At 61.0% G+C, this 25,407-nt stretch carries 20 protein-coding genes and 1 tRNA gene; 9 read left to right on the forward strand and 12 right to left on the reverse strand.

Features of this window, described 5'->3' with window-relative positions; translation table 11 throughout:
• Positions 1-28 precede the first annotated feature (28 nt).
• Entirely contained in the window at positions 29-1,561 is a 1,533-nt protein-coding gene (locus I6J26_RS07055; RefSeq protein WP_115021051.1) for an adenylate/guanylate cyclase domain-containing protein, read from the reverse strand.
• Here I6J26_RS07055 and I6J26_RS07060 point away from each other — a divergent pair.
• Entirely contained in the window at positions 1,560-2,807 is a 1,248-nt protein-coding gene (locus tag I6J26_RS07060; RefSeq protein ID WP_115021052.1) for a DNA polymerase III subunit delta', read from the forward strand. The two genes, I6J26_RS07055 and I6J26_RS07060, sit on opposite strands and share 2 nt — an antisense overlap.
• 102 nt (positions 2,808-2,909) lie before the next feature.
• Positions 2,910-2,985, forward strand: a tRNA-Thr gene (locus tag I6J26_RS07065).
• A gap of 393 nt (positions 2,986-3,378) precedes the next feature.
• On the opposite strand, the gene I6J26_RS07070 is transcribed toward I6J26_RS07065, so the two are convergent.
• Positions 3,379-3,834, reverse strand: a complete 456-nt coding sequence (locus I6J26_RS07070) for a DUF4442 domain-containing protein (RefSeq protein ID WP_115021053.1) — start codon at positions 3,832-3,834, stop codon at positions 3,379-3,381.
• 194 nt (positions 3,835-4,028) lie between these two features.
• Between I6J26_RS07070 and I6J26_RS07075 the strand changes: the two genes are divergently transcribed.
• From I6J26_RS07075 to nagE, 4 genes are all read left to right on the forward strand, one after another.
• The gene (locus tag I6J26_RS07075; protein WP_115021054.1) at positions 4,029-4,907 is read left to right on the forward strand and encodes a hypothetical protein; all 879 of its coding nucleotides are present in this window, start codon (positions 4,029-4,031) and stop codon (positions 4,905-4,907) included.
• 174 nt (positions 4,908-5,081) lie between these two features.
• Complete coding sequence (locus I6J26_RS07080; RefSeq protein WP_115021055.1) at positions 5,082-6,248, forward strand: N-acetylglucosamine-6-phosphate deacetylase; 1,167 nt, start codon at positions 5,082-5,084, stop codon at positions 6,246-6,248.
• Positions 6,249-6,280: 32 nt separating this feature from the next.
• Positions 6,281-7,042, forward strand: coding sequence for a glucosamine-6-phosphate deaminase (gene nagB / locus I6J26_RS07085; protein WP_115021056.1), 762 nt, complete (start codon positions 6,281-6,283; stop codon positions 7,040-7,042).
• A gap of 60 nt (positions 7,043-7,102) precedes the next feature.
• The gene (nagE, locus tag I6J26_RS07090; RefSeq protein ID WP_115021057.1) at positions 7,103-9,268 is read left to right on the forward strand and encodes an N-acetylglucosamine-specific PTS transporter subunit IIBC; all 2,166 of its coding nucleotides are present in this window, start codon (positions 7,103-7,105) and stop codon (positions 9,266-9,268) included.
• A 166-nt stretch (positions 9,269-9,434) separates the two neighbouring features.
• Here nagE and I6J26_RS07095 read toward each other — a convergent pair whose 3' ends face one another.
• The gene (locus I6J26_RS07095) at positions 9,435-11,096 is read right to left on the reverse strand and encodes an AMP-binding protein (RefSeq protein WP_115021058.1); all 1,662 of its coding nucleotides are present in this window, start codon (positions 11,094-11,096) and stop codon (positions 9,435-9,437) included.
• Between the two features lie 163 nt (positions 11,097-11,259).
• On the opposite strand from I6J26_RS07095, the gene I6J26_RS07100 reads away from it, so the two are divergent.
• From I6J26_RS07100 to I6J26_RS07110, 3 genes are all read left to right on the forward strand, one after another.
• Complete coding sequence (locus I6J26_RS07100) at positions 11,260-12,075, forward strand: GDSL-type esterase/lipase family protein (protein WP_115021059.1); 816 nt, start codon at positions 11,260-11,262, stop codon at positions 12,073-12,075.
• A 66-nt stretch (positions 12,076-12,141) separates the two neighbouring features.
• On the forward strand, positions 12,142-13,290 hold the full coding sequence (locus I6J26_RS07105) for an S-(hydroxymethyl)mycothiol dehydrogenase (protein ID WP_115021060.1): 1,149 nt from the start codon (positions 12,142-12,144) through the stop codon (positions 13,288-13,290).
• A 56-nt stretch (positions 13,291-13,346) separates the two neighbouring features.
• Complete coding sequence (locus I6J26_RS07110) at positions 13,347-13,967, forward strand: MBL fold metallo-hydrolase (RefSeq protein WP_115021061.1); 621 nt, start codon at positions 13,347-13,349, stop codon at positions 13,965-13,967.
• Between the two features lie 29 nt (positions 13,968-13,996).
• Here I6J26_RS07110 and I6J26_RS07115 read toward each other — a convergent pair whose 3' ends face one another.
• The 9 genes from I6J26_RS07115 to I6J26_RS07155 all read right to left on the reverse strand — a co-directional run bounded on the left by I6J26_RS07115 (position 13,997) and on the right by I6J26_RS07155 (position 24,790).
• Positions 13,997-14,791 (reverse strand): cytochrome c biogenesis CcdA family protein, encoded by a 795-nt coding sequence (locus tag I6J26_RS07115; protein ID WP_115021062.1) that lies wholly within the window; start codon positions 14,789-14,791, stop codon positions 13,997-13,999.
• An 81-nt stretch (positions 14,792-14,872) separates the two neighbouring features.
• The gene (locus I6J26_RS07120) at positions 14,873-15,745 is read right to left on the reverse strand and encodes a DsbA family protein (protein ID WP_115021063.1); all 873 of its coding nucleotides are present in this window, start codon (positions 15,743-15,745) and stop codon (positions 14,873-14,875) included.
• A gap of 52 nt (positions 15,746-15,797) precedes the next feature.
• Entirely contained in the window at positions 15,798-16,673 is an 876-nt protein-coding gene (gene rfbA, locus I6J26_RS07125; RefSeq protein ID WP_115021064.1) for a glucose-1-phosphate thymidylyltransferase RfbA, read from the reverse strand.
• A 126-nt stretch (positions 16,674-16,799) separates the two neighbouring features.
• On the reverse strand, positions 16,800-18,233 hold the full coding sequence (locus I6J26_RS07130; protein ID WP_115021065.1) for an ATP-binding protein: 1,434 nt from the start codon (positions 18,231-18,233) through the stop codon (positions 16,800-16,802).
• A 78-nt stretch (positions 18,234-18,311) separates the two neighbouring features.
• Entirely contained in the window at positions 18,312-19,676 is a 1,365-nt protein-coding gene (locus tag I6J26_RS07135; RefSeq protein WP_115021066.1) for a sugar nucleotide-binding protein, read from the reverse strand.
• Positions 19,677-19,682: 6 nt separating this feature from the next.
• Positions 19,683-20,678: a dTDP-glucose 4,6-dehydratase gene (gene rfbB, locus I6J26_RS07140; protein ID WP_181815423.1), complete on the reverse strand. Its 996-nt coding sequence runs from the start codon at positions 20,676-20,678 to the stop codon at positions 19,683-19,685.
• A gap of 41 nt (positions 20,679-20,719) precedes the next feature.
• Positions 20,720-22,078 carry a M1 family metallopeptidase gene (locus tag I6J26_RS07145; RefSeq protein WP_115021068.1) on the reverse strand — a complete coding sequence of 453 codons (1,359 nt, stop codon included), beginning with the start codon at positions 22,076-22,078 and terminating at the stop codon, positions 20,720-20,722.
• Positions 22,079-22,154: 76 nt separating this feature from the next.
• The gene (locus I6J26_RS07150) at positions 22,155-23,234 is read right to left on the reverse strand and encodes an alpha/beta hydrolase (protein WP_115021069.1); all 1,080 of its coding nucleotides are present in this window, start codon (positions 23,232-23,234) and stop codon (positions 22,155-22,157) included.
• A gap of 38 nt (positions 23,235-23,272) precedes the next feature.
• Entirely contained in the window at positions 23,273-24,790 is a 1,518-nt protein-coding gene (locus tag I6J26_RS07155; protein ID WP_115021070.1) for an alpha/beta hydrolase, read from the reverse strand.
• Between the last annotated feature and the right edge of the window lie 617 nt (positions 24,791-25,407).

The raw sequence follows: 25,407 nt of genomic DNA on the forward strand, positions 1-25,407 counted from the left end.
CGAAGCTACCAGAGTCACAAGGACTTGCTTATCCTTGGGCGCGTTCGGCCAACGTCGGGCGAATGGGGCGTGCCAACTGCGTCATGCGACGGCGCCCACGCAACTCAATGGATTTCATCAGTGTCCAGCGTGCTTGCTCGGCCTCGTTGGCTCCGCGCAGAGTGGCAGAGTTGGTGAGCACCTGGCCCGGGGTGTCCTTGGCCAGCTCGGTCAGGCGTGCGGCTTCATTGACGGCGTCACCAATCACGGTGTACTCAAAGCGGTCCGCACCACCAATGTGGCCGGCCACCACGTGGCCCGCGGCTACGCCTATGCCCGCCTGCAGCTGCAAACCGCGCAGCTCCTGGCGCAGCTCGCGCGCAGCCTGCAGCGCCATGGAGTTGGCATCATAGACCGTGAGTGGCGCGCCGAAGACGGCTAGGGCGGCGTCACCCTGGAATTTGTTGATGATGCCCTTGTTGCGGTGCACTACCTCGACGACGTGCTCGAAGAATTTGTTGAGCTCCTCCACGACCTCTTCCGGGGTGTGGTTGACGGCGAAGGTGGTGGACCCGATGACGTCGATAAACAGCACGGCCACCTTGCGGTCCTCGCCGCCGAGTTCCGGGCGTTCTTCCAGAGCACGCTGTGCCACCTCGGTGCCGACATAGCGGCCGAAGATATCGCGCACGCGCTGGCGCTCACGCAGGCCGCGCATCATTTCGTTGAAGCCGGCCTGGAGAACACCGAGTTCGGAGCCATCGTAGATATCCACCTGGACATCGGTCTCGCCGCGGCGCACGCGGTTAATGGCGTCCTGCAATTCCAGGATGGGGTCCACCACGCTCATCATGGCGAACATGGTGCCGATAAGCCCCGTACCTAACGCGGTGATGCTCAGCGCGATGATGGCGGGAATAATATCGGAGGTTTCGGTGGTGAACATCCCCATCTTCTGGCCCACGTGGACCAAGATGATGCCGATGAGCGGGATACCGGAAGTCATGAGCCACGTGGACATCAGGCGGTACTTAATCGGCGGCTCCAAAGTGGAATCCTCGAAGCGCCGCGCCACGGCCTCCGCCGCGACGGGCCGCACGAGGCGCTCTGCCTGTAGATAGGTGAGCAACACCACGAGCGCACCGGCCAGCGTGGAGGACACTCCCACCACGATTCCCAAGCTCGCTGATTGTTGGCCGGCGAGCACCACAGCCAGGATGATGCCGAGCAACCACACCATAGCGGCAACCCCGGCCTGGTAAATGGGGATGCGCAGCACGAGGTTGCGCACCATGTTGGGGTCGTGGGCCGTGGGGTTGCGTTGCCAATCCAGTACTGGCCGGAAGATGCGCAACGTTACCGCAATGCCGATGATGACGGCGAAGATGACAAAGAGTGAACCGTAGGTCCACAGGTGCGGGGTATCGGAGATGAACTCCGAAATCTCCGGCATGGGGAGGAAGAAGACCACAAAGGTCATAATCGCGATGGCGCCGATAATGTTGGCGCCCAAGACGAGCGCGGCGTACATCGGCCATTGGGTGCTCCACAACCAGCGGGCGCCACGCATCAGTCTATTCATGGTTAATCACTTTAGTTATCCCAGTAGGCTAGGGCGAGTGAACACCTCCAGCGTTGCCGAAAGGCTTGCCGACGCCCCCTCCGTCGCCCACACCATCCTCAGTGCTGCCCGCGCGGCACGCGGCGAGGGTGACCCGCGCGCGATGAGCCATTCCTGGCTGTTAACAGGCCCTCCCGGTGCCGGGCGCTCACTGGCCGCGCAATGCTTTGCCGCGGCGCTCATGTGTACTTCTGCCGATGCGAACGGTGACCCCGGCTGCGGGCGCTGCCCGTCCTGCCAGAGCGTTTTGGAGAATCAAGAGCATACCGACTTGGTCTACGTGGACCCCAAGGAACAGTTCATCACCGTCGGCGAGGCGCGTGAGGTTATCGGGCGCGCGGCCAGCCTGCCCAGTGTGGCGCCGTGGCGCGTGGTCATCTTTAACAAAGCCGACCGCCTGCGCAACGAGGCTGCCAATGCGTTGCTCAAAACCGTGGAGGAGCCGCCGGAGCGCACCGTCATCATCATGGTGGCGCCCTCGGAGGACCCGGAGGATTTCTCGGTTACGCTGCGCTCGCGCTGCCGCCACCTTTATATCCCGGCGCCGAGCGTGGAGGGCGTCGTCAAGCAGCTCGTCGCCGAGGGGGCTAGTGAAGATGACGCCCGCCTCGCTGCCGTCACCACCTTGCGTCATGTGGGCCGCGCGCGCCACCTTGTGCAGGATCAAGCCGCGCAGAAACGCCGCGCCATGGCCATCAACCTGGCCGAGGATGTCTTCCACGGTTCCGTCGCTTTCCAATCCGTCACCACGCTGCTGAAGTTCATTGAGAAGGACGCCAAGGACTCCCATGCGGAAGCTGAGGAGGCGGAGCGCTCCAAGATTGAGCAATCCTTCGGCGTCGGTGCCAAGGGCAAGGGCGCGGCGAAGGCGCAGCGCGACGCCCGCAGTGCCCTGAAAGACTTGGAGGAGCTCCATAAGAAGCGCGCTAAGCGACGCATCGCCGACGGCCTCGACATCGCCCTGGTAGATCTCGCCGGTATTTATCGCGATGCGCTCATGCTCAAAGTTGGCGCTGAGGTGGAGATGACTCACCCGGACTTCGCGGGCCTGGCCGGTGAACTGGCACAGCGCGTGAGCGAAGACGGCCTGCTTGCCGCCCAGTCCGCCATCCGTACCTGCCGCGAGCAACTGCCGCAGAACGTCACCCCACAGGTGGCTTTCGACGGAATGGTGGGCCGCCTGCGCCTTGCCTGCGGTGCGCGCTAACCAGCACGTGTGCTGCGTGCACACTACAGGTGATAGCCCGATTTCTTTCTCAGCCCAGGCCTAGGCTAAACTCTCACGCGGTGCATAAACATGGTGCACCGTGCCGCCTTAGCTCAGTCGGTAGAGCATCTCACTCGTAATGAGAAGGTCGCGAGTTCGATTCTCGCAGGCGGCTCCATTAAGCCCCGGCTAGAACAGTGTTCCAGCTGGGGTATTTTCCTATCGTCACCGGCTACTAAATCGGCCTAAACAACACGTTTTGTCGTTTAGGCCTGTCTTGCAGGCCAAGGTGAGAACAAAGTAAAAATGCCAACCCTCGGAGCAAAGGAATTCTCAGGCCGAAGCCCTACTCCCATTCGGGAACCCAGCTTTATCCTTGTCGGGTTGACGTTGTGCCTCAAGGATAATTGGGCGCGAGGCCTTCCACAACACATAACTTCCCGGAACACATAACTTCCCGGTGTGGACAAAATGGAATCAAACTACCAGGTAAACTCGGCGCCAGAATTTTTGGGAAATACTCCGGTAACCCCAGCATCTGCGACGATGCGCAGGCTTTCGCACTCGCTGCTTATTTCTGCTTGCGTCGGTAATACACCTGCCGGCGCACATGAGCGACGACATCGCCTTCCTCATCGATGATGTTGACGTCGAACCAATGCAGGTACTTCTGACCGTTGGCGGTTTTCTCCTTGATAAGCGCGTAGGTCTCCTCCGGGATGCGCATATCGGCGGTGACTGTGCCACGGCCGGGTTTGAGGTACTTAATCTCACCAGCGGCATCCCAGATGCGGTACTCCTTGCCCAGGCGGTGCATGGAGGCGAGCATGAAGAACGGATCCGTCATGGCGGAGAGCGTGCCGCCGAAGGCAACGCCCATGGCATTCTTGGTCAACATGTTCGGCTTGTGGCTGACCACGACGCGCGTGCCGTCATCAGTGAATTCCTTGATCTTTATGCCCGCGCCCAAGAAGGGTGGCCAGAATCCCATGAAGCGCTTGAGCTGGCGTGCAGAAAAGTGGGCCATGAGGATAGCTCCGTGTGAGTTGTGGGTCAGGTGGGCTAAATGGCGTCAACTCTACCGTTGCGGGATAAGGAGCGCTCGTACTTTATTCTCCGCAAGTGCTTCCCTTCGGGGTGAGTTGGGTCGTGCGCTGTGTACAGGAAAAAGTAGTGCTAGCGCTAGTGCCTTTCGCCCTTGTGAACATCAAAATGTAGAGCATGAAAAAGCTTGTGATTGGCATGATTGCCGTGGTGGCCGTGATTGTGGTGGCGTTTGTCGGGTTTGTTGGATTCATGCAGTGGGTAGACGCAGACAGCGTCACCGGTGATGACGGCGTGGCTGCCGGATACAGCGCTGAGACGGGTGGCCCGCTGGAAGCGTCGTTCGCGGACGAGGGACCGCACGAGGTTGACGTCCGGCGTGATGGCGATGTGACCGTTGCGGCACCGATTGGCGCGGGACCGTTTCCTGCGGTGGTCATGGCTAATGGCACGAACACGCCGTTGAGCAGCTACCTACCCGTGGCGGAACACCTGGCTAGTTGGGGCTTCGTGGTCGTCGGCGATGAGACTCCCCACACCGGAACAGGGGAGAATGTCGTGCACTTAATTGAGAGATTGCCGGAACTGGATTCCCGTGTGGACCGATCGCGGGTCGGTATTTTTGGGCACTCGCAGGGCGGTGCGGGTGCTATCAACGCTGCGGCACAAGTGGAGGTAGCAGCTGTGTATGCGGCGAGCCCGGCCTCCCACAAAGTGGCACAGTCCAATGACTGGGACTACGACGCAGCCGACGTAGAGGAACCGCTTTTCCTGATGACGAGTGATGGCCGTTCAGACCGCTGGTTTGTTAGCCCATGGAAAGACCTGCAGGAAAGCTTTGAATCAGCCGGTGGTCCGGCAATCATTGCCCGCCGCCTGGGCGCGGACCACAAGGACGTTCTAGAGCTCGGGGACGGTTACGCGACCGCGTGGTTCCGCTACATTCTTGCTGATGATCCTGATGCACGAGATGTATTCGTTGGCGCTTCACCGGCGGACGCTGGTGAGCTGGCGAGCAACGAGCTCTGGGACCGAGTGGATACCCGCGGCTGGTAGTTCCCGGGGCCTTTCGCCATCCCGCGTGTACCGAACATACTAAAAGCAACCTGTGCTCACATCCCCCTCAGAAGTAGGCGTGGTTCACAAAAACCGGCAGCCCTGATAAATTTCAAATGAACTATCAACCGGGCGGGTGCCGTGTCTGCCCAGACATACAGAATCGAATGAAATATGCAGCCAGAGGGAACAGGGAGTCAAGGCCACGTCGAGGGCCTCTACATCGATGAAAATTTCGAGCTGCGCGCTGGTGCCGTCACGTTCGGGGAGAGTATTGAGGGTATAGAGCTTGGCGACGTCCCCGCAGCCGAGGCCGCCTGGCGCGCCGGGGACCCGGATGCGTTGCTCTGGGTGCCCGGTTTCGTGGACCTGCACAACCACGGCGGCAACGGCGGGGGATTCCCCAACGGCGATTATGAGCAGTGCCTGGCCGCCGCCCGCTTCCACCGCGCGCACGGCACCACGACGCTGCTGGCCAGCTTGGTTTCCGGCACGCAAGAAGAGCTGTGCGCCAGGGCCGAGCTTTTGGCCCAGCTGGCTGAGGAAGGCGAGATCGCCGGCATCCACATGGAAGGCCCCTTCATCGCGGCGGCCAAGTGCGGCGCGCAGGACCCTTCGCGCATCGTGCCGGGCGACCCGGACTTCTTCCGCGCGGTTATCGCCGCTGCCCGCGGGCACCTTTGCTCCATTACTTTTGCGCCGGAGACGGAAAACGTCGACAAGCTGCTCGAACTCTGCGCGGAGCATGGCATCATCGCCAGCCTGGGGCATACCGAGGCCGATTATGACACCACGCTGAACGCTATCGCCAAGGCCAAGGAGCTCGGCGTCACCGTGACCGGCACGCACCTTTTCAATGCCATGCCCTCCATCCATCACCGCGCGCCGGGCCCGGTGGCCGCCTTGCTCACCGCGGCGAAGGCGGGGAATGCGGCCGTCGAGCTCATCGCCGATGGCGTACATCTTGTCGACGGCACCGTGGACATGGCCCACAACCCCCGGGCGTTCGCGGTGACGGATGCCATGGCGGCCGCTGGAATGGCCGATGGTGACTATGAATTGGGCTCCCTCCCCGTCACCGTGAGCGGGGGAGTAGCGCGCGTGTCCAGCGGCGCTATCGCGGGCGGCACCTCTACTTTGTCCCAACAATTCGCCAGCTTTGCTGTTCGCCATGGTCTGGGCGAGGCAGTGCGTTTTACCTCCACCACGGCCGCGGATGTGATGGGGGAGAAGGATCTAGGCCGCATCGCGGTTGGCGCGCGCGCCAACCTGGTGGGCCTCAATGCTCAGCTGGAACCGGTGCGTGTCATTGTCGGTGGTACCGAATTTATAAACTCTTAAAAAGACTCTCACTCACATCAGGAAGGCAGATCATGGACATCCTTATCCGCTCCACCCCAGCCGAGGTCGCCGTCGCGGCTGCCGATATCCTCGCAAGCTACGCCAACAATTCCGCCACCCTGGGTCTAGCCACGGGTTCCACCCCGGTGGCTACCTACAAGGAGCTTATCGCCCGCCACGAGCGCGGCGAGGTGAGCTTCGCCGGCAGCCGCGCTTTTCTTCTTGACGAGTACCTTGGCCTTCACCCCGAGCATGAGCAGTCCTACTACGCCACCATCCGCCGTGACTTCACCAGCCACGTCGATTTCGATGATGCCTTGGTCAAGAGTCCAGAAGGTAGCGCTGCCGACCCCGTGGCAGCCAGCGCCGCCTATGACCAGGCCATTCGGAATGCCGGAGGCGTCGATGTCCAGTTGCTCGGCATTGGTGCTAATGGCCACATCGGTTTCAACGAGCCGTCGAGCTCCCTGATGTCCCGCACCCGCGTGGTGGCGCTGCACCCGCAGACTGTGAAGGATAACTCCCGTTTCTTCGACAACGTCGAAGAGGTTCCGCGCCACGCAATCACGCAGGGTCTTGGCACGATTAGCGAGGCCCGCCACCTGCTCCTCATCGCCACCGGCAGCAACAAAGCCAACGCGGTGCACGCGATGGTCGAAGGTCCACTTTCAGCGCACTGCCCTGGATCGGTGCTGCAGCTGCACCCGCGCGCGACCGTCATCGTTGATGAATCCGCCGCCTCTCTCCTGGAGGACCGCGAGTACTACCTCTACGCGGATCAGAACCGTCTGTAGAAAAACTTCTCTTTATCTTTTTCATTCCATGTCTCTTCCTGTTAGAAAGGACTCTCCCCTATGAAATTCAATGTGATGGGGCCGCTACAGCGGCTCGGAAAAGCCCTCATGGGTGCCGTGGCGGTGCTGCCCGTCGCGGCGATCCTCAGTGGTGTTGGCTACTGGATCTCCAGCGCCGCTGGCTCGGAGAACCTCGCCGCCCAGCTGCTCATTAGCTCCGGCGACGCGGTGCTGGCCAATCTGGGCTGGATCTTCGCCATTGCGATTTCCTTCGGCCTGGCCAAGGATTCCAACGGTGCTGCCGCACTCTCGGGCTTTTTGGCCTTCGCCACGTTCATGAAGCTGCTGGGCCCCGACGCCGTGGCCGGTTACCGCGGTATCGAAGACCCCACCGCGCTGACTGGCAACGAGGCACTGGAGTGGGCCGCGGAAGGTTGGAACGCCGTGGGCGGCGGCAACGTTCTCTTCGGCATTCTCGCCGGCATCATGGCGGCGTGGGTCTATAACCGCTTCCACGCCACCAAGCTGCCGGACTTCCTGGCCTTCTTCTCTGGACGGCGCCTCGTGCCGATTCTCACCGCCATTTTCGCCATCGTGGTCTCCGGAATCCTCTACTTCGTGTGGCCGTTCATCTACCACGCGCTGTTCAACTTTGGTGCCTCCATCCAAGGCCTGGGTGCTGCAGGCGCTGGTATCTACGGTGTGGCCAACCGCCTACTTATCCCGACGGGCCTGCACCACGCGCTGAACTCCGTCTTCTGGTTCGATGTCATCGGTATCAATGACATTGGCAATTTCCAGAGTGGTCAGAAGACCATCGAGGCAGCCGCCGCCGCTACCTCCGCCGCTGATTGCCCGGGTATCTGGGCTAACGGCCAGTGCACGGTCGAGGGCGTCGTGGGCCGCTACCAGGCTGGATTCTTCCCCGTCATGATGTTTGGCCTACCGGGTGCGGCACTTGCCATGTACCTGCGCGCGGATAAGAGCAAGCGCAAGGTCGTCGGCTCGCTCATGGCCGCTGGCGCCCTGGCTTCCTTCTTCACCGGCGTGACCGAGCCGCTGGAGTTCTCCTTCATGTTCGTTGCCCCGCTGCTCTACGTCGTGCATGCGCTCCTCATGGGTCTCTCCGTCTTCATCGCCGCAGCTATGGAGTGGACCGCCGGCTTCGGCTTCTCTGCCGGTTTCGTGGATATGCTGCTTTCCTCGCAGAATCCGCTGGCCAACAAGTGGTACATGCTGCTGGTCATGGGCGTCGCCTTCTTCGCTCTGTACTTCGTCATCTTCTACTTCCTCATCGGCTGGCTCAACCTCAAGACCCCGGGCCGCGGTGAGGACGATGCTGCCGCAGAGTCCACCGAGGATTCCGGTAGCGGTGATGACAAGACCGCAGTTGACGCCGCCCGCATCATCGAGGGGCTTGGCGGCAAGGACAACATTGACTCCCTGGACTACTGCACCACGCGTCTGCGTGTCGGCGTGAAGGAGCGCGCGCTTGTCGACGACTCCGTGATCAAACGCGCCGCCGTCTCCGGTGTGATACACCCCTCGGAGAAGAGCGTCCAGGTCATCGTGGGCCCGGCTGTGCAGTTCATGTATGACGAGGTCAGCCACCAGCTGCGCCACGGCTCCCCGGCCCTGGCCACTGCTGGCGCTGCGAGCTCGGCAGGTGCCGCGGGTACTGGAGCCAGCGTGCCTGCCAGCGCCGAGGGCGCCAGCAACAGCAGCGCTTCTTCTAGCAGTTCCCACGTCGAGGGCGAAGGCGTCGACGTGCGTGCCCCGTTCGCCGGAGACGTCGTCGAGCTCTCCCAAGTCCCGGATGCGTCCTTTGCGCAGGGCATGGTGGGCGAAGGTTTTGCGGTGATGCCTGATGCCGTCGATGCCTTCGACGTCTGCGCTCCCGTAGACGGCACCATCACCATGATCTTCAAGACGCGCCATGCCTTCGGTATGCAGACCGCGGATGGGCTGGACCTGCTTATCCACATCGGTATCGACACCGTGGAGCTCAAGGGCGAAGGTTTTACGGCCCTGGCCAAGAAGGGCGACACCGTCACCGCCGGCACGCCGATCATCGCGGTGGAGGCAAGCAAGCTGCGCGAGCGCGGCGTCAATCTCATCACCCCGGTGGTGTGCCCGACGGCCAAGCAGGTCGCCGGCATCGACATCGCCCGCGAGGGCCATGCCTTGCCAGGCGAGGTCGCAGCAACCATCAAGCGCAGCAGCTAATCTGCCCCCGGCCCACCTCAGGGACCGGCGGGACTAAAACCCAGACACCAAAAACTGCCCTAGTTGCCAAAACCTTCGCTCCACATCGCATGAAACAAGGTTGGTTTTGGCAACTCGGGCAGTTTTGGCTCGGAGGGTTCTATGTCTTGAGAGGAATAGGCGTGGGCTAGTCGGTGCTGCGCAGCAGGCGCGGCACCACCTTGCCGGTGGCATTGCGTGGCAACTTGTCCAGGAAGTGGACGTCGCGCGGCACGGAGTGGTCGGCGAGGTTCTCGCGGACCCAGGTACGAATGGCGTCGGCAGTCACGGCGTTGCCCAGGGCATCGCGCGTGGTCACGGCCCACACGGCGATGCGCTGGAAGGTGGTCTCATCCTCCACGCCGCCGGCATGTACCTCCGCGATGCCCGGCATGGCCTCAAGCACCTCAGTGACCGACTGCGGGTGCACGTTTTCACCGCCGACGATGATCATGTCATCCGCGCGCCCCACCACATGGAGGTAACCGTCGGGATCGATATAGCCCAGGTCACCGATGGAAATGAGCCCATCCACCTTATTGAGCGGAATCTTCGGGTTGGTATAGCCAATGAGGGCGGTCGAATTGGTCAGGTAAATTTCGCCCACTTCACCGCGGGGAACCTCGTTGCCGTCCTCATCGAGGATGCGCAGTTTGGTGCCGGAGGCAATTTTGCCGCCAATGGTGGGGTCTTTGGCCACCTCCTCCATGCTGGCCGTCGATGCCAACGCGAGCTCCGTCGAACCATAGACATTGCACAGAATCGGGCCGAAGCGCTCGTGGGTTTCCTTGACAATCTCCGGGGTCAGAGCATGACCGGCCGAGGCAATGAACTGCAGGCTCGAGGTATCGAAGCTGGAATCCGGGTCCGCCTCAACCATTTGGCGGAAGAAGACGGGGGAGGAGAGCAGACCATCGAGCTGGTAGCGCTGAATGTCGTCGAGCGCAGCCGTCGGGTCAAAGACGCGCCGCGTCACGATGGTGTTGCGCAGGCCTAGTGCAATGTTGATGCAGGCCCAGCCCCACGTATGGAAAATGGAAGCGGTCATCTGCACCTTCTGGTTCGCACGCCACGGCACCGAGCCCACGATGGAGGCAACGACCACCGGCAGCGTGGGCTCCGGGCGCATGATGCCCTTGGGAATTCCGGTAGTTCCGGACGACATGAGCACGATATGCCCGTGTTGGGGCCAGGCAGGAAGCTTGTGCTTCGCGACGTCCCGCGGGCGCATCACAATCTGGTGCAGCGTAGGGGCCGCAGCCAGCATCGCCGGACGATCCACACCGGATTCATGAGCGATGACGACGGAAAGGCCTTCAGGGAGGTCGCCAGCGGGGTAAAGGCGGTCAATGAACTCGTCATCGATGACGAGCACGTTGATGCGGTTTTCCTCGATGCAGCCGGCCAGCTGCTCCGGGGAGGAACCCACGTTGAGCAAGAAGATGTGCGCGCCCGCATAGCCCTTGGCTGCCAACGGGGTAATGATGCCGCGGCCGTTGCGGGCCATGACGCCTAAGCGGATCTCGTCGAGGTTTTTCGAGAGCAGCCAGCGCGCGAAGGTCTGGGAGTGATCGCGGAGCTGGCGGTAGGTGAGGGCCCCGTCGTCGTCGATAAGCGCCAGGCGTTCCGGGCAGGTCAGGTAGGCCTGCTCGACCTCGCGGGCGGTGGTGAAACGGTAGCGTGCCAAGACAGGCAGGGTCGCAGCCCAAGCGCGGGGCCCACCGGCGGGGCTGATGAGGCCGGCGTGGAAGAGCGAGGGGATAAACCGCGCGATCGCGTTGGCGTGGAAGGTGATATCAGAAAGCTTCATAAGATTCTCGTGGTGGGGTAGAGGCGATAGGGAGGGGATAGAAAGGCCGTCAATCAGAGCAATATGTTAAAGGTGTTGCTATTGTTACATAAGCTTCAATCGTTAGCTTAGTCTATTATGGTTTCGGTCTAGAACATACTCTTTCCCGAAAGGAACTCGTCACGTGAAGTCTACTCGGCGCCTCGCGGCCTTCTGTGCAACCCTCCTCGTGGCAGTTGGCCTGTCCCACGTTCCCCAGGCAGCAGCCGCGGAACGCAACCTCGTTGCCTTTGGCGACTCCGTCCTGGCAGACCCGCAGTTGGACACCTACCTCTCCTCGCGCTTGGGCTCGTCCGGCCGCAATCCCAGCCTGGATTGTCCATCCGGTAATAACTTTGCCAAGCGTACCGCCGCCAAGCTGGGCATGCCGGTGGCGGACTTCTCCTGCTCCGGTGCAGTATCGATGTCCCAGGGTCCACAGATGAACGCGCAGGTTGATGATGCAATTCGCCGTGGCAAGCTCACCGCTGAGACCCAACGCGTGATCTACGCCGGCGGTTTCAATGACACGTACAACAACGCTGGGCTGTCTGATAAGGACATGCGTGCCCGCTGGGTTGGCGCCAACGCGCCGATTATTCACAAGATTCGTGCCGCTGCGCCGAATGCCCGCATTCAGATTGTGGGTTACCCGACTATCGGTTCTGGTGACCGCTACTGCCTTATCCACGTTGGCCCTAAGCCGGCTGATGCCACCGCTTTGCCGATGGTCCAGCGCTATGAGAATGTCACGCAGTGGATGCAGGTGGACCTGGCTCACGCGACCGGCACGGAGTTTGTAGATATGAAGCCGATGACGTGGGACCGTGGCATGTGTGCGGACGCCAATAAGCGCCTGTGGGCGGGCCTCGTGGACTTCTCCGCGGGTCCGGGTAACCTGCCTTTGCATGTCAATGCGCGTGGTCACGAGTTTGTGGCCAACCACCTCGCTAGCTTCTAAAGGCGAACTCGAATTCCCTCTGGGCTCGGGCGACGTCGCCCGAGCCTTTCGCGTACCCTCGCGGGCATGACTGTTAATGAAAATGTAAATGAAAATAGCTCCCAGCAAGGTGCGGAGATTGTCCGCGGCGTCATCGCGCGCTCCAAAGGTGCGCCCGTCGAGACCGTCAACATCGTAGTTCCCGCCCCCGGTGAGCACGATGTCATCGTCAAGGTGCAGGCCTGCGGTGTCTGCCATACCGACTTGGCCTACCGCGATGGTGACATCGAGGATGCTTTCCCCTTCCTGCTGGGCCATGAGGCGGCGGGCGTCGTCGAGCGCGTAGGTTCTGCCGTTACGCACGTCGAGGTCGGCGACTTCGTCATCTTGAACTGGCGCGCGGTGTGCGGTGAGTGCCGTGCCTGCAAGAAGGGCGAGCCGAAGTACTGCTTCAATACCCACAACGCGTCCACGAGCATGAAGCTTGCCGATGGCGACGCGGATGCCGGCACCGAGCTCACCCCGGCGCTCGGCATTGGTTCCTTCGCCGAGAAGACCCTGGTCCACGAGGGCCAGTGCACCAAGGTAGAGGAGACCGACCCGGCCGCCGCCGGTCTGCTCGGCTGCGGCATCATGGCGGGCTTGGGCGCGGCCGTCAACACCGCTGACATCCAGCTTGGCGAGTCCGTGGCTGTCTTCGGCTGCGGTGGTGTGGGCACTGCTGCGATTGCCGGCGCGAAGCTGGCCGGTGCGGCGAAAATTATTGCTGTGGACCTTGATGAAAACAAGCTGGAGACCGCCCGCGAGTTCGGCGCAACTGACACGATTTGCGGCAAGGACCTCTCCGAGGATGAGGTAATCGAGGCCGTGCGTGAGCTTACCGACGGCTTCGGCACCGATGTCACCATTGATGCCGTGGGTATCCAGCCCACGTGGCGCCAGGCTTTCTACTCCCGCGACCACGCCGGCCGCATGGTGATGGTGGGCGTTCCCAATCTCACCGACCATGTCGACATCCCCGCCATCGACCTCTATGGCCGCGGCGGTTCCATCAAGCCGGCGTGGTACGGCGACTGCCTGCCCGAGCGCGACTTCCCGGCCTACGTATCCCTGTCCAAGAACGGCCAGTTCCCGCTGGACAAGTTCGTCTCCGAGCGCATTGCGCTAGACGACGTCGAAGAGGCCTTCGGCACCATGAAGGCCGGCAAGGTTCTGCGGTCCGTCGTCGAATTCTAAAGACAGCCGAATCTTCACAAGCATGCGCTTTACCTCAGCCCGGAAAGGAACCCGAAATGAAGATTGAACAGTTTGTCACCTCTGGCACCTTCCGCCTCGATGGTGGCGAGTGGGACGTGGACAACAACGTCTACATCGTCTCCGGTGGCCAGGAGCTTTACATCGTGGATCCGGCGCACGACGCCGAGCGTATCTACGACGAGGTGGGCGAGCGCTCCGTGACGGGCGTGCTGCTGACCCACGCGCACAACGATCACTGTGAGCTCGCTCCTGAGATTGCTGAGCACTATGGTGTGCAGCTCTACCTCCATCCGGATGACGAGCAGCTGTGGCGCGAAACCCACGCGGAGGCTAACTACGCCGCGCTGGAGGATAACCAGATCTTCAAGATTGGTGGGGAGGACCTCGTGGTCTTCCATACTCCGGGCCACTCCCCGGGCTGCGTCGTGCTGTACGACGCCGCCGATAGCACCCTGCTCTCCGGTGACACCCTCTTCAACGGTGGCCCGGGAGCTACGGGCCGCAAGTACTCCGACTTCGATGTCATCATCGAGTCCCTGCGCAACCGCGTGCTCAACCTTCCGCCGGAGACCCGCGTTCTGCCGGGCCACGGCGATGAGACCACCGTGGGCGCGGAAGCTGCCCGCATCGACGAGTACGTTGCGCGCGGCTATTAACTCCTGAACCCTGGCCTAGGGCTATGCCCCTAGGCCGGCGTGCGGGCAGCCTTAATGCCCACCGCCACCGTGGCGGTAAGGGACAGGCCGAACCAGACCCAGGCATCCGCCACGCCTTCGCTGAAGCTGCGGACCTTGTCCTGCACCGCGAACTGCGCATCCGTGCTCAGCACTGCGGGTAGCGTCGCGCTGCCATAGCTGACGATGAACAGCGCCCCGATGAGCACGAAGAAGGCGCCCGACACGATGGACAGGGTATTCGTGCGCACGGGGCCTAAAGTGACCTCGCGTCCGCGCAGCCATTTCCACGAGCCAACGTCGAGGCGCTCCCACAGCGCAGCCAGTAGGAAGAGTGGTGCGGCCATGCCTGCGGCATACGCCACCATGATGAGTCCGCCATAGAGCGCGCTGCCGGATGCAGCAGCGGTGGTAAGAACAGCGCCCAAGAGCGGGCCCGCGCAAAAACCGGCAAAGCCATATACCGCGCCGAGCAGAAACACTCTGCCCCGGGCCTTACCGGAGAGCGCATCCATGCCGGGGATGCGGAAACCACCGCCCAGTGCGGTAAAGATTCCCAGCGCGATGATGATCCAGCCTGCCACCGTGATGACCTGGCTGCGGTACTGCGCGAGGAGGGCGGCCAGCCCCATGCCGATGGGGACGAGCGTGGTGCACAAGCCGAGGAAGAACACCAGGGTCTTGACGAGCAGTTGGCGCTGCGACTCAAAGGCATAGGCAAAGAAGGCCGGCACCAACAGAGCTGAACAGGGGCTGATCAAGGTCAGCACGCCGGCGATGAGGGCGCCGAAAATTCCGATGCTCATACGCTCACCCCCACCGCATAACCGCCTAGTAGCCCGGTCAGAAGGACGAGCGCGATGAAGACCCACACAATTAGCGGCGGCTTATCCATTGGCTGCCTTTCCTAGCTGCTCTTGGATGATCTGCTCAAATACCTCGGGTGGCTGTGCGCCACCGATGAATTGGTCTCCCACCACGAATGCCGGGGTACCCGTGATACCAATCTGGGAGGCATAGCGAGTGGCCGTCTCGATGACCTCAGTGTAGGTATCGTCCGTGGCCTGCTGGCGGAACTTATCCAGGTCTGCAACGCCGGCTTGCTTGGCAAATTTCATGAAGTCGTCGATGTCGAACTCCGGGTGGCCGCTGATGTCCTTGCTGGCGGTGTAGAGCTCGTGCTTGAACTCCGCGAACTTGCCTTGTGCTGCGGCAGCGCGTCCGGCCTTGGCGGCCTCGATGGCGGCAGGGCCGTTGACGGGGAAGTCGTTCCATTCAATTCTTACCAAGCCCTTCTCCACGTACTTGGTGAGGATATCCGGCTCGGTAACGTTGGCGTGGCGGGAGCAGAACGGGCACTCGAAGTCGGAGAACTCTGAAATCACCACGGGGGCATCCACCGCACCGATGGCGAAAGGATCATCCTCCTTCTTGCGGTGCACCACCGTGATGTCTCCGGACTTGGTGTCACCGCCGGGGCCGAACGTCATCGGGTCCCCCTTCCCGTCGGAGAATTTCGTTCCGGGGGTGGCCTTGGAGGCGTCGGCAGCCATGTCCTTACTGGAGTCCGCAGGGACCGCGCTGGTCTGTACCTGCTCAGCACCCGGTGCCGCGTTATCCTTTCCCGTATTGCGTTCACCGAGTAGGAAGCCAATGACGACCACCAAGAGAAGGATGACCACCAGCATTCCCCACACGATGGGGCTGACCGTGGACAGGGCTGACTTGCGGGAGGATGAGGACTCGCGTGAATTCGGCATGCCGTTACCTTAACCGCTACACGGCGCCGCGCCAGATTAGGGGTGAATTTAATTAGTTGGGACGGCCCTCGTCGGCAGCTGCGAGAAGGTAGTGGCCGTAGCCAGACTTCAGGAGAGGCTGAGCCAGCGCGGTAAGCGCTGCGGCGTCGATGAAACCTTCTGCAAACGCGGCTACTTCCGGTGAGCCAATGACGGTGCCGGTGCGCTTCTGCATGACTTCCACATATGCGGAGGCCTCACTCATGGAGTCCACCGTTCCGGTATCCAGCCACACGTCACCGCGCTGCATGCGCTTGACTCGGAGCCGTCCGCGGCGCAAGTATTCCTCGTTGACGGCGGTGATCTCTAATTCCCCACGCGCGCTGGGCTTAATGCTCTTCGCAATGTCCACCACGGAATTGTCATAGAAGTACAACCCCACCACAGCGTGGTTGGATTTTGGTGTGGCGGGCTTTTCTTCAATGGAGAGGGCCTGGCCGGATTCGTCGAAATCGACGACGCCATAGCGCTGCGGGTCGGAGACCTCGTAGGCAAAGATGATGCCGCCATCGGGGCGGCGGCACTCATTAAGTGCAGTGGAGAAGCCGTGGCCTTCGAAGATGTTGTCACCCAAGACGAGTGCCACGTCGTCATCAGCGATGAAGTCTTCCGCAATGAGGAAGGCTTGGGCCAAGCCTTCTGGGCGCGGCTGGACCGCATAGTGGAGCATGAGGCCCAGTTGGGAACCATCACCCAACAGGCGCTTGAAGGCGTCCTGGTCTTCCGGGGTGGTGATGATGAGGATCTCCCGGATACCGGCCTGAATCAAGGTGGTCAGTGGGTAGTAGACCATCGGCTTGTCGTAAATGGGCATGAGCTGCTTCGAGATGCCCTTGGTGATGGGGTAGAGGCGCGTGCCGGAACCGCCAGCGAGGATGATGCCCTTCATGAGGTTTAAGCTTAACGGAGGAGGGGCCAGCGCTGGGGCGCGGCGGCGCGGGCTGGGGAACATAACACTTAACTTCCCACTTAACATAACACGTGGGAAGTTAAGTGTTATGTTGAGTGTTATGCTCTATTTTCGCAGCCTGTAGCGTTGTTTGGGGCTGCGGCCGGGTTCGGTCTTCTCGGCGATATTATCGCGGATGAGCTCGTTCAGCGCTTTCTGGACTGCTGTCCTGCTCAGCTTTGTAGCCTCAACCAGCTCCGTCGTAGACACGGATGGGCTGTTATGGAGAAGGTGCTCCACGTGGTCGCGAGCCGTGCCGTAGCGTTCCTGGGTGGCCACTTTGCGGCGGTGAAAAATGATGGTGAAACTATCGAGCCGGTTGATAATCTCTGGCTTCGGCATGAGCGCATCGGCCAAAGCTTGGTGGATGGTGGCGATGCCGGTGCCACGGTTTTCTGCAGCAACACCACCTTCCGGCAAGGGGATGTCCTCTAGGAATGTGGCTAGCCGCTGGTTGCGGGTAGAGCTGACCCCAGCCTCTCCCAGATTCCGCAGCGTAACCCCTCCATAAAGACCACCCGGGTTGGTGATTTCCAGGCGGTCAACAAACATGTTGATTTGTACTTGGCTGCCGCGAGCGGTGGGGGAATAGTCGCGGTGCATGAGCGCATTCACCAAGGCCTCACGGACAGCGATTATGGGATAGTCCGGAAGTGCGGTACGAGACTTATCGCCTATAAAACCCGCAGTGCGCATGTTCTTTTTCACAATATCGATGCCCTCGCTCACTAGCTCCGGAATAGTGCCGTGAAGAGTAGCGCTGTCGAGTAGGCGAATGCCCGTGGTGACGTCTCCTTTGGATGTTCCCGGAAAGAGGGCGAAGGTCACGGTGAGTCGGGGGAAGAACTCCTGAGGGTAGTCCCCCATCACGAGCAGTGAAGCCAGGGTTGGGTGGCCGTCCTTGAGGATGCGCAAACGTCTCAACGCTGTGTCATGCCCATTGGCAAAGGTCTTGGGTCGGCGTTCTCGTTGTACTGCAAGAAATGCATCGAGGGTTGCGCCCTCGATATCGTCTAGGGAGGAGTCAGGGATTGCCTCCTCGTCCCACGTGGGCTGGGTGTGCTCCTCAACGAGCCGGTTCACCTCGTACTGCGAGAGCCGTGTATCGCCATCACCTGTGCGAATATAGCTGCCCTTATACAAGCCGCGTTCGGAAACATAGCAGGGCTTGTCGCGGGCGGGGAGTTCATCAATGGCTGCAACAAGTACTGTGCTGCCTTCGAACTCAATGATGTCGATATTGGGGCGAACCGGAGGGATGAGCTGTTGGCAGCGGGTTTCTAGTTGATCTTGGGCTGTGGACGCGGAGAAGTTCTTCATGGGCGTGAAGCCATCGTCCTCTGATAGGCCAACGATGAGTGTGCCGCCGGTGCCATTGGCGAAGGCGCTCAGGGTAGAGAGCACGTCCTTGCCCACAGCGGACTTCACTTCTACGGACTGTTTATTGCTGCCGATAACGCGCAGCTGCGCAATCAACTCATCGAGCTCCGTTGGGGTCATGAGCAGGCCTTTCTTTCTACATGCCACTCAACATAACACATAACATAACACGCGGGAAGTTAAGTGTTATGTTGAGTGTTATGCTGGGTAAAGTCCCAGGTAGAGCGCCAAAGCAGCCCGCCAATTCATCGGTGTGAAGCCGGTGGATTCAATCTTGGATAGATCGAAGGTGGACTCCTTCGGGCGGGGAGCCTCGGGCCCGGCAATCTCGCGGTATTGCTCGGTGCTCACCGGCGTGACATTGGCAGGGTCCTGGCCCACGCCGGTGAAGACGGCCATGGCAATTTCATCGCGGCCCACCACGTCGCCGGAGTTGGAGATGTTGTACACCCCGTACTCGGCATTGGTCTTGAGCAGGTGGATGATGCCCTTGGCTAGGTCTTCGGCAAAGGTGGGGCGTCCGCGCTGATCGTGAATGACGGAGGGCTTGACTCCCTTATTCGCCAGCGAGCGCATCGTGGCCATGAAGTTGGCGCCATCGCCAAAGACCCACGAGGTACGGATGACGTAGTGGCGCGGGGCGGTTTGTGCGGCGGTATCGCCCGCGGCTTTCGACGCCCCGTAGGCCGAGAGAGGTGAGGGCAGTTCCTCTTCATCGTGGACCTCGTGGGAGCCATCGAAGATGTAGTCGCTGGAGACGTGCACCAAGGTGAGATTGTTCTCCGCGGCAATGCGCGCGAGCTTCGCTGGCGCATCGGCGTTGACTGCCCAGGCCGAGGCGCGATCCTCTTCCGCGCCGTTGACGTCGTTATAAGCCGCGCAGTTGATGATGGCTGAATACTGCTTCCACGGACGGGCAGGTGGGGTGGTGATATCGAAGTCCTCGTGCCCGCAGAACTCCACCTGGCCCAGACCAGCGGAGGGCAGAAACTTCTGCAGTGCGCGGCCCAGCTGCCCGCCTGAGCCGGTGACGAGGACGCGGCGAGGGGGCATGGGGGAGACGTCGCCAAGCGCGGGGTGCTCCCTGTCCTTATCGGAAATCTCCGTTGGTTCCAGCGGCCAGTCCACCATGTCCAGGTTGACGCAGGTGTATTCCGCATCCGGGGACCAGTGGTCATTGACCAGGTAGGAGTAGGCGCACGGCTCTAGCGCTTGGAATCCGTTGGCCACCCCACGCGGGACGAACACGGCCGTGTCGGGGCCAATCTCGTTGGTCACCAGTTGGCCAAAGGTGGCTGAGCCCTCGCGCAGATCGCACCATGCGCCGAACACCCGGCCAGACGCCACGGAGACGAACTTATCCCAGGGCTCCGCATGTAGGCCGCGCGTGACACCTTTCTCCGCATTGAAGGAGACGTTATTTTGCACCGGTTGGAAGTCCGGCAAGCCGGCCGCCACCATCTTTTCGCGCTGCCAGTTCTCCTTGAACCAGCCGCGGTTATCGCCGTGGACGTCGAGCTCCACAATGAGAAGGCCCTCAATGGCCGTTGTCTGCACCTTCATGGCTTTTTATTGTCCTTGTTTTGCGTAGTTGGCTTCGACTTCTTCCTTGCCCGCGCGCCACCAGTCCTCGTTAGCGCGGTACCACTCGATGGTGGCGGCGAGGCCCTCCCGCAGGTCCGTGTAGCGCGGGGTCCAGCCCAGCTCGCGGCGCAGCTTGCTGGCGTCCATGGCGTAGCGCTGGTCATGTCCCGGGCGATCCGTCACGTGCTCAAAGCGCGCCTGGCCGTTGTCCGTGGCTCCCATGAGCTCACAAATCATCTCGATGACCTGGCGGTTATTGGTATCCTCCTGGTCGGCGCCGATGTTATAGGTCTCACCAATCTGCCCGCGGTCCAGAATGGCGAGTACGGCCTCGTTGTGGTCATCCACGTGAATCCAATCCCGCACCTGCTCGCCCGTGCCATAAAGCTTTGCCGGTTGGTCCACAAGCAGATTAGTGATCTGCCGCGGGATGAATTTCTCAATGTGCTGGTAGGGGCCGTAATTATTGGAACAGTTCGATATGGTTGCCCGCAGCCCAAAGCTGCGTACCCACGCGCGCACCAGGTGATCCGAGCCGGCCTTTGTGGCCGAATAGGGCGAGGAAGGGTTATAGGGAGTTTCCTCGGTGAAGTAGGTATCCGCGCCAATGTCCAGGTCGCCGAACACCTCATCGGTAGAGATGTGGTGGAAGCGCACATCGTGCCGGCGGCAGGCTTCAAGCAACACAAACGTGCCCATGACGTTGGTGTGCAGGAAGGGCGAAGGATCCCGCAAGGAGTTGTCATTGTGGGACTCGGCGGCGAAGTGGACGACGACATCGGCGTGGGCCACGAGCTTATCGACGACCCCCTCATCCGCCACATCACCTACCACCAGCGTGGCATCCACGCCGGCGAGGTTGGCGCGGTTACCCGCGTAGGTGAGCTTATCGAGGACAGTAATCTCCACCTCTGGCCGCTGCTGGGCCACGAGTCTGACGAAGTTTGCCCCAATAAAACCGGCACCACCGGTGACAAGCATTCTGCGCATGGTGCTCAAGTGTAGGGCATGGCAGCGAAGTTTTAAGCCGGGAACTTAGGCAGCGCCTCGTGGTTAAGCCACTCATCCAGGAGAGCGTCCACGGCAGCGGGATCAACAGCCACCGCACGCAGACGGCTGATGAGGTCCTCCGGGGTCACCGTGGAATGCTGTGCGGCGGAGAGGTACTCACGAACCGTGAGGAAGAAGATCTCATCACCCAACAGGCGGCGCAGCGCATGGACGGTCAGCGCGCCGCGCTTATAGACACGGTCATCAAACATGTCGCGCGTGCCCGGGTCACTCAGAACAATGTCTTGCCGTTTGCGGGCCAACACCTGGTAATGCGAACGTGCAGAGTCATGCGCCGGGCGGCCATGGGCATGCTCGCGCCACAGCCACTCGCTGTAGCAGGCAAAGCCCTCATTGAGCCAAATATCCTTCCACTCACGCAGACCTACGGAGTTGCCGAACCACTGGTGGGAAAGCTCATGAGCGATGAGCCGCTCGAAGACGTGGTCACCCTTGACGTGGTTGGAACCGAAGATGGACAAGCCCTGGGCCTCCAGAGGGATTTCCAGCTCATCATCGGTGATGACCACCTGGTAATCGGGGAAGGGATACTCACCAAAGAGACCGGAAAAGAAGTCCAGCATCTCTTGCTGCTGAGCAAACTCATCCAGCACCAGTTGCTTGAGGCGGGCTGGCGCCCAGGCACGCACGTTGCGGCCCAGGTTGATTTCCATATATTCGCCTACCTGCACTGTGGCGAGGTAGGTCGCCATTGGGTGCGTGACGCGGTAGTGCCAGCGTGTCATGGAACCACCCGAACGGCGGCGGGAGACCAGCGTGCCGTTGGAGATCACGATGAAAGGATCATCCGCGGTGATGCGGATATCGAAGGTGGCCTTCTCACCAGGGGTGTCATCACACGGGAACCAGCTCGGCGCGCCGTTAGGCTGGCTTGCGACGAGCGAGCCGGAATCGGTCTCCTCCCACCCAATCTCGCCCCACGGCGTGCGCAGCGGGCGCGGCGAGCCACCATAGCGGATATGCAACTCGAATTCTTGGCCTTCTGCGATGCTGTCTGCAAAACTCAAGCGCAGCTTTCCGGCGGAAAGTCGGTGGCGGGCCACGCGCGGGGCATTTTTCGCGGTAACGCGGCGAGCAACCATGGCTCCACCGAGATCCAACGTGAGCTTATCCAGCTCTTCCAATGCGCGGATATGCAGTACCGCGGTGCCTTGGAGCATGTTGGGCTCCACGCGGTAGGTCAGGTCCAAATCATAATGGGTAACCTCAAACCCGACGTTGAAGTCCACTCCCGTATAGCTATCCCGAGTGTGCGCGGCGGTTCCGTGAGCGGCGGTGATATGCGAAAGGGCGGTGGAGAGCAGCTTCATAATGCCGCTATCCTACCGCCCTTATCCCGCAAGACCGAAAAGCTTGGGGCTCTTCGTGAAGGCCTCCACAGAAAGCTTAGGAGTTGAAGGCTGCCTCAAACGTAGGCCAGGACTTCTCCAGATCGTCGGTCCAGCCCGGCCAGGAGTGGGTGCCCACGTTGCGGAAGTTGTAGGTGGCCGGAATGTTCTGCTTATCCAGCTTCGCCTTGAGCATGTGGGTGCAGTGGTTGACGCCTGCCTCAATGACGCCACCCTCCACCTGCAGCTGAGCAGAGCCAACGAAGGCTGCCGCCGGGTTGTAGCCCTTGTTGATCCAGTAGGACGGGGTGTCCTTCTCACCGGCCAGGCCGCTAGCGGAAGAAATGTACAGGTCGGTTCCGCGCAGCTTCTCCGAGTTCATAAGGGCATCGTTGTAGCGGTTGTACGGCGAGCCCATCGGGCCCCACATCTGCTCCGGCTGTGCACCGCCACGGTTGACGGTGACGCGCAGGAACTCGTACTCCAGCGGGTAGGCAGTAGCGGCACATCCTGCGAAGGAGCCCGCAACGTCATAGAAACCCGGATTGTGCTGCGCCAGCAGCAGGGAGGACGTGGCGGACATGGACATGCCAGCGATAGCGCGCTTGTTGTTCGCGTTGAGGCGCTGCTCCAGTGGTCCCGGAAGTTCCTTGGTCAGGAAGGTTTCCCACTTCTGTGGGCCCTTGAGGTACTTTCCATTCGGGTCTTCCTGCCAGTCGGTGTAGTAGGAGAACGCGCCTGACTGTGGGATAACCACATTGACGTCCTTGTCCGCGTAAAAGTCCACCACATTAGAGTTGGCCAGCCAGTCCGTGTCCTGCTCGGCAGAGCCAGCGCCGTTGAGCAGGTAGATGGTGGGGCGGTCCGGGTTCTTTGCCGGAATAACGGCCAGCGGAATAACGCGGCCGTTCATGGACGGCGACGTGGCCTGCAGCTTTAGCAGGCGCGGATCATCCTTGTAGCGGTCGTACCACTTCTGGCCCTCTACCTCGGGATTAGGCTCCAGGTCCGACACGGTGGACAGTGCGGCATCACCTGCAACCTCCTGCGGCTTCAGGGTGGCGGCACTCGCAACGGGGCTGACCAGCGCGGCTGCGGTGAGGGCGCCGGCGGCGAGAAGAGAGCTAAGACGCTTCATGGGGATCCTTATTCGACAATTGTTATGGCGAGTTGAGCTTACTGCTCAGTGGCTTCAGGGTCGACCTTCGGGGCTGAGTCAGAGTCGACCGGCAAGGAGTCAGCGGGGGCAGCAGGGTCTGCCTCTGCCTCGGCCTTGTCCATATCCTGCTTATCGGTATCTTTCGCCTTGGCGTTAGCGTCTGACTCAACGTCAGCATTCTCGACGGCATCTGCCTCAGCCTCAGACTCAGCGTCCTTGTCAGCTGGTGCATTCAACGCGCTGTCCGACGTCCCGCCGCTTACCGGCTCCACCGGAAGATCGAAAGCGCGGGCAAAGGTAGGCCACGAGGAGTTGATGTCATCGAGCCAGCCCGGCCACGAGTGAGTACCGGTCTCGCGGAAGTTGAAGTCCGCGTCGACGCCTTCGCGGTTGAGCTTTGCCCGTAGGTCGTGGGTACACGCGTTCATGGCTGCCTCAATGACGCCACCTTCAATCACCAGAGTCGAGGAAGACTTGAAGGCCTGGGCGGAGCCCAAGCGCTCAATCTTGGAAGAACCCATGTCGGTTGCGCCGGCAAGGCCGGAGTTAGCAGAGACATAGATTTGGGAGTTACCCATGTTGTTCTTCGTGGCGTTGATGAGGCCATCGTTGTAGCGGTTGTAGTCCCCGCCCTTCGGGCCCCACATCTGTGTGGTGCTGCCGCCGCCGCGGTTCACGGTGAGCTGCGCGTAGAAATTCGGCAGCGGGGAGGAGGTTGCTGCACAGCCAGAGTAGGAGCCAATGGCGTCGTAGAAATTCGGGTTGTGCTGAGCCAGCACCAGCGAGGACGTGGCGGACATGGACATGCCTGCGATGCCACGCTTGCCGTTAGCGTTGATGTGCTCCTCAAGTGGTCCCGGAAGCTCCTTGGTCAGGAAGGTTTCCCACTTCTGCGGGCCCTTGAGATAACCGCTGTTCGGAGACTTAATCCAGTCGGTGTAGTAGGAGAAGGCACCTGCCTGCGGGACAACGACGTTGACGTTGCGATCACCGTAGTAATCATCCAGATCCTGGATTCCGTCCTTGTTGGGATCTAGGTCCTGGCCTGCAGTAGACACCAACCAGTCCATACCCTGTTCTGTGCCACCGGCGCCGTTGAGCAGGTAGAGAGTGGGGCGGGAGGAATCGAAGGTACCGTCCGGGGTGACGACAGCCAGCGGCACGTGGCGGTCCATGGCTGGCGCGGTAGCGTTGAGTGCCTTGACGTTCTGGCGGTAATCGGCGTACTTCAGAATGAAGCCCAACCACTGCTTTTCGTCTGGCATCTTGTTGATGTTGACGTCCTCGAACGTCACATTCTTTCCGACGGAAGCCTCGTACTCCTCACGGGAAGGGACAGTCTGACCGGCGTCATTGGTGGGCAGGTACTCCTCAATTTCGCCATAGACATCGAGCTCAGAAATGGTGGACGGCGTTGCCTCACCACGGATCTGCTCCGGGGTGACGTCGGATGCGCTGGCGATAGGGGAAGCCACGGCGCCGAGGGCAAGGGCTGAGGCCGCTGCCAGCGTCGTGAGAGAGCGCGCAAACTTCATGGTGTCTCGCTTTCTAGGTGATGAGCGGAATGTAGGGCAATTCTAAAAGATGCTCTGGATATCCCCTTCGAGAAACTGTAACTGTGCAGGCAGAAGGGTAAATCCGAACCCTCAAGATGAGGGTATCGAGTTTAAACTTACCAAGTTATTGAAGTTATTGGTGGTATTGAAGTTGAAACCGTGTCATAATCTTCACGCGCACTGTCACGCGTTATGTAACGCCGCGGGCGTCTCATTCGCTAGAGGTGCTAGATGCTGTGACTACGTTCGCGATGCCGCCGCGCTGCGGAACCTAGCCGCATGAGACTCCCTTACGCCAATAGAAAGCAGAACAATGAACTTCTTTGACACCATCCTCGTCACCATCAACCAGGTGCTGGGCCAGTTTGTCCACTCCGGTTCTTCCACGTCCTCGAAGGCCGCACTGGACTGGGGCCTCTACTAAAAGAGCACCGCACAGCGTTAGCCCTCACTCACATCTCACGTGAGCGAGGGCTTTTTCCGATCCGACTCTTCCCCACGGGTGGGGTTTAAGCCGACATAGGGACTAGGCCCTGCGATACCTCCTGCCCTTCATTACCGTGTCGTCGTTCACGTCACCCCACACATCGTGGGGG

This window comes from Corynebacterium minutissimum (genome assembly GCF_016889765.1).
In the GTDB taxonomy this organism is placed as follows: Bacteria; Actinomycetota; Actinomycetes; order Mycobacteriales; family Mycobacteriaceae; genus Corynebacterium; species Corynebacterium minutissimum_B.

Excerpts from the sequence above, each read along its gene's own strand:
- I6J26_RS07060 (WP_115021052.1), top strand. The coding sequence starts at position 1,560 with ATGGTTAATCACTTTAGTTATCCCAGTAGGCTAGGGCGAGTGAACACC.
- I6J26_RS07055 (WP_115021051.1), bottom strand. The coding sequence starts at position 1,561 with ATGAATAGACTGATGCGTGGCGCCCGCTGGTTGTGGAGCACCCAATGG.
- I6J26_RS07070 (WP_115021053.1), bottom strand. The coding sequence starts at position 3,834 with ATGGCCCACTTTTCTGCACGCCAGCTCAAGCGCTTCATGGGATTCTGG.
- I6J26_RS07075 (WP_115021054.1), top strand. The coding sequence starts at position 4,029 with ATGAAAAAGCTTGTGATTGGCATGATTGCCGTGGTGGCCGTGATTGTG.
- I6J26_RS07080 (WP_115021055.1), top strand. The coding sequence starts at position 5,082 with ATGCAGCCAGAGGGAACAGGGAGTCAAGGCCACGTCGAGGGCCTCTAC.
- nagB (WP_115021056.1), top strand. The coding sequence starts at position 6,281 with ATGGACATCCTTATCCGCTCCACCCCAGCCGAGGTCGCCGTCGCGGCT.
- nagE (WP_115021057.1), top strand. The coding sequence starts at position 7,103 with ATGAAATTCAATGTGATGGGGCCGCTACAGCGGCTCGGAAAAGCCCTC.
- I6J26_RS07095 (WP_115021058.1), bottom strand. The coding sequence starts at position 11,096 with ATGAAGCTTTCTGATATCACCTTCCACGCCAACGCGATCGCGCGGTTT.
- I6J26_RS07105 (WP_115021060.1), top strand. The coding sequence starts at position 12,142 with ATGACTGTTAATGAAAATGTAAATGAAAATAGCTCCCAGCAAGGTGCG.
- I6J26_RS07110 (WP_115021061.1), top strand. The coding sequence starts at position 13,347 with ATGAAGATTGAACAGTTTGTCACCTCTGGCACCTTCCGCCTCGATGGT.
- I6J26_RS07115 (WP_115021062.1), bottom strand. The coding sequence starts at position 14,791 with ATGAGCATCGGAATTTTCGGCGCCCTCATCGCCGGCGTGCTGACCTTG.
- I6J26_RS07120 (WP_115021063.1), bottom strand. The coding sequence starts at position 15,745 with ATGCCGAATTCACGCGAGTCCTCATCCTCCCGCAAGTCAGCCCTGTCC.
- rfbA (WP_115021064.1), bottom strand. The coding sequence starts at position 16,673 with ATGAAGGGCATCATCCTCGCTGGCGGTTCCGGCACGCGCCTCTACCCC.
- I6J26_RS07130 (WP_115021065.1), bottom strand. The coding sequence starts at position 18,233 with ATGACCCCAACGGAGCTCGATGAGTTGATTGCGCAGCTGCGCGTTATC.
- I6J26_RS07135 (WP_115021066.1), bottom strand. The coding sequence starts at position 19,676 with ATGAAGGTGCAGACAACGGCCATTGAGGGCCTTCTCATTGTGGAGCTC.
- rfbB (WP_181815423.1), bottom strand. The coding sequence starts at position 20,678 with ATGCTTGTCACCGGTGGTGCCGGTTTTATTGGGGCAAACTTCGTCAGA.
- I6J26_RS07145 (WP_115021068.1), bottom strand. The coding sequence starts at position 22,078 with ATGAAGCTGCTCTCCACCGCCCTTTCGCATATCACCGCCGCTCACGGA.
- I6J26_RS07150 (WP_115021069.1), bottom strand. The coding sequence starts at position 23,234 with ATGAAGCGTCTTAGCTCTCTTCTCGCCGCCGGCGCCCTCACCGCAGCC.
- I6J26_RS07155 (WP_115021070.1), bottom strand. The coding sequence starts at position 24,790 with ATGAAGTTTGCGCGCTCTCTCACGACGCTGGCAGCGGCCTCAGCCCTT.